The organism is Mesorhizobium sp. M0701 (assembly GCF_040320365.1).
Lineage (GTDB): Bacteria > Pseudomonadota > Alphaproteobacteria > Rhizobiales > Rhizobiaceae > Mesorhizobium.
Map to the genome: position 1 here is coordinate 1 of NZ_JAMYPO010000089.1, position 7,481 is coordinate 7,481.

General features: G+C 58.3%; 10 protein-coding genes and 3 pseudogenes. 5 read left to right on the forward strand and 8 right to left on the reverse strand.

Annotated features, from left to right (window positions below; translation table 11 throughout):
* From NKI24_RS35260 to tnpA, 3 genes are all read right to left on the reverse strand, one after another.
* A partial coding sequence (locus NKI24_RS35260) for a helix-turn-helix domain-containing protein (RefSeq protein WP_352750755.1) occupies positions 1-574 on the reverse strand: 574 nt, incomplete at its 3' end.
* A 59-nt stretch (positions 575-633) separates the two neighbouring features.
* Positions 634-972, reverse strand: coding sequence for an IS66 family insertion sequence element accessory protein TnpB (gene tnpB, locus NKI24_RS35265; protein WP_352750757.1), 339 nt, complete (start codon positions 970-972; stop codon positions 634-636).
* On the reverse strand, positions 969-1,307 hold the full coding sequence (tnpA, locus tag NKI24_RS35270; protein WP_352750759.1) for an IS66-like element accessory protein TnpA: 339 nt from the start codon (positions 1,305-1,307) through the stop codon (positions 969-971). The genes tnpB and tnpA overlap by 4 nt, the downstream gene beginning before the upstream one ends.
* A gap of 136 nt (positions 1,308-1,443) precedes the next feature.
* Here tnpA and NKI24_RS35275 point away from each other — a divergent pair.
* Positions 1,444-1,760 (forward strand): annotated as a pseudogene (locus NKI24_RS35275) (integrase core domain-containing protein); the annotation flags it as partial.
* A gap of 188 nt (positions 1,761-1,948) precedes the next feature.
* Here the strand turns inward: NKI24_RS35275 and NKI24_RS35280 are convergent.
* Positions 1,949-3,211, reverse strand: a complete 1,263-nt coding sequence (locus NKI24_RS35280; RefSeq protein WP_352750761.1) for a hypothetical protein — start codon at positions 3,209-3,211, stop codon at positions 1,949-1,951.
* A 406-nt stretch (positions 3,212-3,617) separates the two neighbouring features.
* Between NKI24_RS35280 and NKI24_RS36135 the strand changes: the two are divergent.
* Together NKI24_RS36135 and NKI24_RS36140 are read left to right on the forward strand one after the other, a co-directional pair.
* Positions 3,618-3,677, forward strand: a pseudogene (locus NKI24_RS36135) (DUF736 domain-containing protein); the annotation flags it as partial.
* Between the two features lie 86 nt (positions 3,678-3,763).
* A pseudogene (locus NKI24_RS36140) lies at positions 3,764-3,820 on the forward strand (DUF736 domain-containing protein); the annotation flags it as partial.
* A gap of 151 nt (positions 3,821-3,971) precedes the next feature.
* Here the strand turns inward: NKI24_RS36140 and NKI24_RS35290 are convergent.
* The 4 genes from NKI24_RS35290 to NKI24_RS35305 form a co-directional block, all read right to left on the reverse strand.
* Positions 3,972-4,184, reverse strand: a complete 213-nt coding sequence (locus NKI24_RS35290; protein ID WP_352453555.1) for a DUF982 domain-containing protein — start codon at positions 4,182-4,184, stop codon at positions 3,972-3,974.
* A 246-nt stretch (positions 4,185-4,430) separates the two neighbouring features.
* Positions 4,431-4,685, reverse strand: a complete 255-nt coding sequence (locus NKI24_RS35295) for a DUF982 domain-containing protein (protein ID WP_352453556.1) — start codon at positions 4,683-4,685, stop codon at positions 4,431-4,433.
* Between the two features lie 379 nt (positions 4,686-5,064).
* Entirely contained in the window at positions 5,065-5,283 is a 219-nt protein-coding gene (locus NKI24_RS35300; RefSeq protein WP_352453557.1) for a hypothetical protein, read from the reverse strand.
* 275 nt (positions 5,284-5,558) lie between these two features.
* Entirely contained in the window at positions 5,559-5,789 is a 231-nt protein-coding gene (locus NKI24_RS35305; protein ID WP_023680941.1) for a hypothetical protein, read from the reverse strand.
* 479 nt (positions 5,790-6,268) lie between these two features.
* Between NKI24_RS35305 and NKI24_RS35310 the strand changes: the two genes are divergently transcribed.
* Positions 6,269-6,604, forward strand: coding sequence for a glycogen debranching N-terminal domain-containing protein (locus NKI24_RS35310; protein WP_352750764.1), 336 nt, complete (start codon positions 6,269-6,271; stop codon positions 6,602-6,604).
* Positions 6,605-7,063: 459 nt separating this feature from the next.
* Positions 7,064-7,481, forward strand: a 418-nt coding sequence (locus NKI24_RS35315; RefSeq protein ID WP_352750766.1) for a DUF6074 family protein, incomplete at its 3' end; no start/stop codon positions are given.

Consider the following 7,481-nt stretch of genomic DNA (forward strand, 5'->3'; position numbering starts at 1 on the left):
CTCCTTCCATCCCCTCCAACCAGTCCGCCTGGCGCTCCCGAAGCGAGGGACGGATATGCAGCCGACGCGAGTAACCCAGCGTTGCCACAAACAGGTGCACCCGAACACGCTCGCCGCCGATCCACGCCCGCGTGTCGCCAAAGTCGATCTGCATTTGATGTCCCGGCGCCGTCTCAAACCGAACCGTCGCGCGCTTCTGCACCCTCAACTCCCGACGCCAACCCTGCACCCGAAGCTCCACCGACCGAAGCCCTATAACGATCCCATGTTCGCTCTCCAGTTCCTGGCGCACCACATCGGCGTTGCCGCCATGGCGGAAGAAGCGCTCCCGCAGCCAATCGTCCAGCCCGTCAAACGCGGTCCGCCGCACAGGCTTGCGAAACGGAAAAGTCCCGCCCTCGCGCAGATACCGACGCACCGTGTTGCGCGCGCACCCGAATTCCTTCGCCAGCCGCTTCGCTCCCCAGCCAAGCTCATGCAGCCGCAGCATCGCTGCCACTTCTTCAGGCTGAAGCATCTCCTCTCCCTGCATCGTTCTCGACAATGCAGGAATCGCCGAAATCTCAACCGTCATCCATGCCTCCTCTCATAACCGAGGGGGTCAGTTCTTCATTTCGTCAGGGGGTCAGTTTCTCAATTCGCCCGACACGTGTGACGCGGGTTGCGCCAATCGATCCCGTCGAGCATGTAGGCGAGCTGCGCCGGTGATATGGAAACCGTGCCGTCCGCCGGCGACGGCCATAGAAACCGGCCCTTCTCGAGCCGTTTTGCATACAGCGACATGCCGAGCCCATCATGCCAGATAATCTTGATCAGATTGCCGCTGCGGCCTCGGAAGACATAAAGATCGCCGGCATGCGGATCCCGGCCCAACGTCTCCTGAACCTGCAGAGCGAGGCCTTGCATCCCGCGACGCATATCGGTTCGGCCGACCGCCAACCAGATCCGCACCTGGCTCGGAACCGGGATCATGAAACGCCCAGCGCCTTCACCATCGCCGCCGCCAGTGTGGGCGGCGTGGTCAGCGGAATCCGCAGCCGCACCTTGCCGGCGATCTCCAGCTCGATCACCGCTGGTGGCGCCGCCGGCACCTCATCGGGAACCACGACAACTTCGGCAAAGCCCGTCTCGCGGGCTCTCAGCGTGCGGCGCCACTTATAGATCAGGCTGGTCGCGACATCGTACTGACGCGCCACCGCCGCCACTGTGGCCCCGGGCGCGAATGCCGCGGCCAGTATCCGGCACTGATCCTCTTCACGCCAACGCCGCCGCCGCTCCGGCCCGGTCAATAACGTCACATGGCTCATGCTGTGCTGCTAACTACGCTCGTAAGGACGACCTTATGAGCGCAGACTCGCTACCGGGCCATGCTCGCGCAAGGCGGCCCTCGCCGGAGGCGTACAGGAGGCCATCGCAAGCGGCGAGCGCTTCTGGGCCCAAGCGTTCGAATACGCTTGCGCCACGAACGACGTCGAGCACCGGACGACCAAGGCAAGACATCCGTGGACCAACGGCCAGGTCGAGAGGATGAACAGGACTATCAAGGATGCAACCGTCAGACGCTTCTACTCTTCTACTATGAGAGCCACGGCCAGCTCCGCCAGCACCTTGCCGACTTCATCTCGGCCTACAATTTCGGCCGCAGGCTCAAGACCCTCAAAGGCCTCACACCCTATGAGTTCATCTGTAAGGTTTGGCCCGCACAGCCCGAACGCTTCAAATTTAATCCGCTCCAGCAAATGCCGGGACTAAACATCTAGCGATCTGACTTTTCCTATCGTCCAGAGACGATGCAGCCGTCGCCATCCGATCGTTTCGGATGGCGGCCGGCGGAGCACAGCGCTTGGCTGCCCGAGATTGTGGATCGACGTACTCACACCAGGCCGGGTGCCGCCAGCTTAATGACAGCTTGTCCTGTTGTCGCCAACGCGACTCTACTTACTGCAAGCTATCCACTTCCCTTGCGACTCTGACTTCTTAGCTCCTGAGGTTCTTTAAATATTCGAAGCTTGAGGTCAGTCCTTGGCGGTGCCATCTTGTCCTTGCCAGTTAACCAATTCTCGGGATAGTCGTAACAGGTCTTATCCTGTCCCGGCGGCGGGTCAAGACGACCGGCAAGACACTCCCACCGATCGTGGTAGTTCTTAAGATCCAGACGGTATGCTTGGTAACATGGCGTATCGCTTGCTGTTGCAGGGTCGAAGAGAGAGCCACCGTCCATCACTCTAACGAACTGTTTCATACCGCCGTGAACCGCCGCCGTTCCGAAACCGTCGTCTCCTCCTCCTAAGTAGACTTTATCAAGCCCCTTAACATCCTGGAATATCATGAAATTCAGGTCGCTTCGTCCATTTTTTGTAAGAACGATTTGGCGCGAGTCGGGCGTAACGCCAGAAGATTGATGATCCTCACCAACGAAGACAGCAGCGTGTATCTCTCCGCCATACACATTGTCTTTTTCATTATAGATCGGATCCTCCACATAGTACCGAACGATATCTCCGAACTTGGGATCCGCCACAGCTGTGAATTGCTTCATGTGGCAGCGAAACTCTGACGGCCCCATAAAGCGCGGCTTATCCCACGGTCCGCTGCTCAACTTCTTAGAATTTGCATATCTAGATCTGTTATCAGCGATCGCCGATATTGAGTTATACCAGCAGTTGGGACCGTAGGCACTCCCACCCAAGCCCCCTCGCAGATACTCTGGACTTCCAAATGTTGCGAACATTGTTGCCGACGAGGGGGACAGAAAGTCGAGTGGGGAGATAGAAGTCCGGTCCGTCTCGGAGAACAGGGGTGGGTAACTTCGATTGGAATGTCCCCAGGAATAGAAAAGTATCTCCTGCACAACTTCGAACTGTATCTCTGATGGATAACTGTCCCACTTCTCCGATGAAATCGTAATAGAATAACTCGTCAGGCCGTTCTCTTCGCTCTTGAAAGGCTGAAATAGTTCCGACTTACACCTCGATATGTCATCAATACAAAGGTCTGCTGTGTATCTGTCGTACACCCCTTCTCGAATTCTCTTTATCGCCTCCCTACCCGCGCGCCCCTCGTCGTACAGCTGCGAGTGACGCAGAAGTTCGGATTGCAGTTGGAGTGAGGCTCCGGGCGTGCCCATTCCGTCACTTACTGCAGAAGACGCAGCTATCAAATAAACGACCGCTCCAATGTATACTACTGATCGCGTCCGTTTCTTTAACATGTCAAAGCTCCCCGGCGGGATGGTGAATGCAAACCGACATCAAGAGTGCAGTAGCAATGGCTTCGGAAGCTAAGATAACCGATGGTTCTCTATCTGGATAGGGAAATGTTATCGTATTACGCCATTGGAGAGTTTTGCGAGACGTGATGCGCTGTGTGGAGTGGATGCATAACGTTCGTTCAAAAATAGGACCTATATACGAATGTGACCCAGCGTTTGACAGCATGCAATTTCACGGTCAGAAATTCGGGGCGGGTTCTAGGCGATGCCCCGCGCCGTTCCCTCCCTTGGCGGGTGACAATCCCTTTGCGAAGAAAGAGGCTCGGATGATCCCGGCGAAGCGGATCGCCGCGAGCCATGACGGCTCGCATCAACCCTCACGAACGCTCATGAAAGGAGCAACGCAATGGCCCAGATCGGAACCTTCACCCGCAACGATGATGGCTTCTTCGGCAACATCTCGACGCTGACGGTCGACGCGAAGCTTGCTATCCTGCCGGCCGAGAAATCGGTACTGAAAACGCGCCAGACCATCGCGTCCTATGCGAAGGCATGGAGATCGGCGCGGCTTGGGAACGCACCGGCGAGAAGGCCGGTGCCTACCGCTCCGTCTCCATCGACGATCTGTCCTTCACGCTACCGATCCGCGCCAATCTGTTCCAGTCCGAATGGAGCAAGCTTTGCCGCCAAGGGGGTTCTGCCCGATGGCGGCGACCAAGCTCGTGCATACCTCGATCACCACACCAAGACCCTGTACCTCCTACTCAGGGGAGAGATACACGTTGGCCTCCTTGGCAGCCGCCTCAAAGGCTCCACGCACCTCTTGGGGGGAGGCGCTGCCCTCGAACGCATCGACGCAGGATTGGACCGCCTTGGTCCACTTCGGGCCCTTTGTGTCCCACCCCATGAGTTCCTCGGCGGCTCCCTCGACGTGGCTGACCCCATTGCGAATGCCCGGACGTTTCGTCTTCACGTAGACCGGGAGCGAACCAGAGAGGACCCATAAAGGGGGAACTTAGAGCGCCAAGAGCCCGCTGACCAACCCCGCTTTAGCCGCAGCTAAGGAACGATGTAGGCCCTCGCGGGTTTAGAGCTTGCAGCGGTCGATTCTTGGATGTGCAGCCGCTGTGGAGGTCCGTCGCCTTTCTCACGGGCGGCGGGCTCCTTTCGCGAGGGCGGTGTTGGTCAGAGGCACCTAGAACCTTTACCGCAACTCAAGTTAGCTACTTGTCATTGGGGGGAGTAATGTCCCCTCCTCTTTTGCAGCAGCCAGGAATGCCTTGCGGGCCTCCTCGGGTTCCATCTCATCGAAAATCACGGCCATGCAAACGCGCACCGCGAGATCCCAGCAAGGGCCACGCTTGGTCCACTTCATCAGCTCCTCGCCGGCTGTCTCGGCGTTGTTGACGTTGCGAATGAACCCGGGACGCTCGGTCTTGACGGGGACCGGAGGGTTGAACCAGTGGCGAGCCATGAAGGGGCCTTAGGGCGGCTAGCGGGTTTCCTCTCTATAAACCGGCTCAGCGACGAGGACGGCTAACCATTTGTTAGGGATGGTCTGAGTCCGTGACGGGTGTTTCCAAACGTTCATCGACGTTTGTCCGAGCGGTCGGTACGAAGCCGGTATGCATCATCTTCCGGTGGGTGTCGCCCTAGTCATTTCGCTTGTAGTCGGTCTAGCCATTGCGGCGATCGCCTCAAAGGACCATTCGGAAATCTGCGGCATCCGATGCTTATTCGTCCTCGGCGAGAGCGTTAATGTGAGGGCTGTCACGCCAAGGCCGGAATGTCGAGAATGAATGGCAGCACACGGTCGCCATTGCCAGGTCACGACAAGCGAAGTTGGCTGACAGCTACTCCTGGGCGTCGAAAGCCACGCAGAGGCCCAGGGCAGTTGCTGCCTCGACGATTGCCTCGGTTAGTTCTTCGTCGGAGGCCACCAAATAAGGCGCAGTCTCCCGAGCTTCGCGTAGTGCCGCTTTGATCGAGACCGTGTCGCGACGGTCCGCCCTGTTGAGGAGTACAGTAATTGCTTGTTCTAGAAACGGACCGACCCTTCGCGCGACGCTCATCCAGCCCTCCCCAGGGACACGCCGAAGGGTGACTCTACTCCCTACCTGAGCGGCATCAAGGCCATGTACGAATTGTACAAATTGGTACGGCGCTGGGCCGCGGAGGTCAGGAATGTTTGTAGAATTTCTGTGGTGGGGATCGGACACCGGCTCGCGAAGACCCCCATGCTCCTCCTCGATCCTATTGACGCGCCTCGAGCCGCCTTTCTCCCACAATCCCAGGTCGGTCTGTCCTGACGTACACCGCAGGGGAGGACCAATGGGTTGCCATGAGGCTATTCGCGAAGGTCGAACGCGACGAACATGCCAAAGGTTGGGGCAAGATCGACAATAAGCTCCACCAGCTCGCAGTCACTTTCCGCCAGATGCGGGCCGTCTCGGCGCACCGCTGCGATAGTCTCTTTGACGGAGATGATGATTTGGCCGCGCCGGGCTCGTAAAATCAGCTCTTCAACAAGCTCATTGGCAGTCACTTTGATGGGTCGGCAGTTCGTCCAAACGTTCATACTAGGCCTCCCACCTCAGCGAGAACCCACGCGGAACATTCATGACCCTCTGTCGGGAAAAATCAAGGGAATGTTTGTAGGAAATTTCCAAGAGGGGATTAGAGAACAAGCACGCAGCGAGCCTCTGTACTCTTCCGCTTTGACGCTCACCCAGCCGGCTAGGGACCTTCTTCCGTCGGGGCCTGTTTGGCCCGATCAATAGCCGCAAGTAATGACTGGAGGGTTGGCGGCAGTTCTGGTTCGACCCCCAGATTTAAGAACGTTTGTACGTGATGCCGATAGCCTTCGGAACGGATCAGTTTCCGAAACGCTTCGGAGACAGACTGATGGTCTGCTTTGTTGCTGGTTGTCATGTTCGGGAAGTCCGTCCCAATCAGCCGCAACTCGCCCGCAACGAATGGGTTCCATCAGGAGGTCGGAATATTTGGTAGAAATTTCTGAGCGGAGATCGGATAACTGGCTCGCGCGAGGACCCCCCGTTGCTCGAGCGCATAACCTTCACCAACTACTTCGCGCGCGAGATTGCGTTGCCGGTCCGTGTCGACTTCGATGCCGATTTCCGAGACATGTTCGCGGTGCGCGGCACCACGCGTAGCCGTCGCGGTCGTGCCCATGACGCGCTGATTGGTGAGGCAAGCGTCACATTTCGGTACGAAGGGCTCGATAATGTGGCGCGCCAGTCGGTCATTGCGTTTTCCGTGAAGCCGGATCAGGTGCATTCCAGTTACGCCGAGTTCCGCATTGTCGTGCCGAGCCGTTACCGCAGGATCCTCCATCTGGATGGTCGGTCACGGCGAAGAGATTCCGTCCAGTGACCGGTTTCGTGCCGCCGCTGCGCGAGCGCGATGTGCGATTCGCTCAAAAGCGCCGGCAAGGCGCCACCGTTTTCAGTTCCGGACGCGTGTTCAATGACTGGCTGGCCCGCATACGTGCCGACATCGCGCTCCTGCAACCGACCTCGAGACGGGACCATACCCGTATGCCGGCATTCCATGGTTCTCAACCGCCTTTGGTCGCGACGGAGTCATTTCCGCCTTGCAGATGCTCTGGCTCAATCCCGAGCTTGCGCGTGGCGTGCTGGCGTTTCACGCCCGCTACCAATCGGACCGAGACTTCCGTCTTCGGAGACGCGGAGCCAGGCAAGATCATGCACGAAACGCGCAAGGGCGAGATGGCCGTGCTTCGCGAGTTGCCGTTCGGCCGTTACTATGATGGCGTCGACACCACTCCGCTGTACATCTATCTGGCTTCGTCCTACGCGGACAGGACCGGAGATGAGGACTTTGTCGATCGCATTTGGGAATCACTGGGTGCTGCCACGGCTTCGATGGAAGAGGTCGGAGCCCGCAACGGGGAGGGGTCGTTACCTACAGCAGGGCAGCGGATACGGGCCTCTTCAATCAGGGCTGGAAGGACAGTGCCGATGCGATCTTCCATACCGACGGCACTGTTCCCAAGGGACCGATCGCCTTAGTCGAGCTGCAAGGTTACGTCTTCGCAGCATACCAACCGCGCTGAACGCTCGCACCTACCAAGCCGGACAGCGCTACTGGTCGCTTCATGTTGCACAGGAGCGGAAGAAGCTCGAACGCCGAGGCTTTACCCCAAGCCAGATCGACGCCGAGATCAGCCGCTATGCGACGGCGATCAGCCGCATCCTTCATTCTCAAAAGCAATATGGCTCAACACCGG

What these genes read in the sequence shown, in the direction of transcription:
- tnpB (WP_352750757.1), bottom strand. Translation starts at nt 972, where the DNA reads ATGATCCCGGTTCCGAGCCAGGTGCGGATCTGGTTGGCGGTCGGCCGA.
- tnpA (WP_352750759.1), bottom strand. Translation starts at nt 1,307, where the DNA reads ATGAGCCATGTGACGTTATTGACCGGGCCGGAGCGGCGGCGGCGTTGG.
- NKI24_RS35280 (WP_352750761.1), bottom strand. Translation starts at nt 3,211, where the DNA reads ATGTTAAAGAAACGGACGCGATCAGTAGTATACATTGGAGCGGTCGTT.
- NKI24_RS35295 (WP_352453556.1), bottom strand. Translation starts at nt 4,685, where the DNA reads ATGGCTCGCCACTGGTTCAACCCTCCGGTCCCCGTCAAGACCGAGCGT.
- NKI24_RS35300 (WP_352453557.1), bottom strand. Translation starts at nt 5,283, where the DNA reads ATGAGCGTCGCGCGAAGGGTCGGTCCGTTTCTAGAACAAGCAATTACT.
- NKI24_RS35305 (WP_023680941.1), bottom strand. Translation starts at nt 5,789, where the DNA reads ATGAACGTTTGGACGAACTGCCGACCCATCAAAGTGACTGCCAATGAG.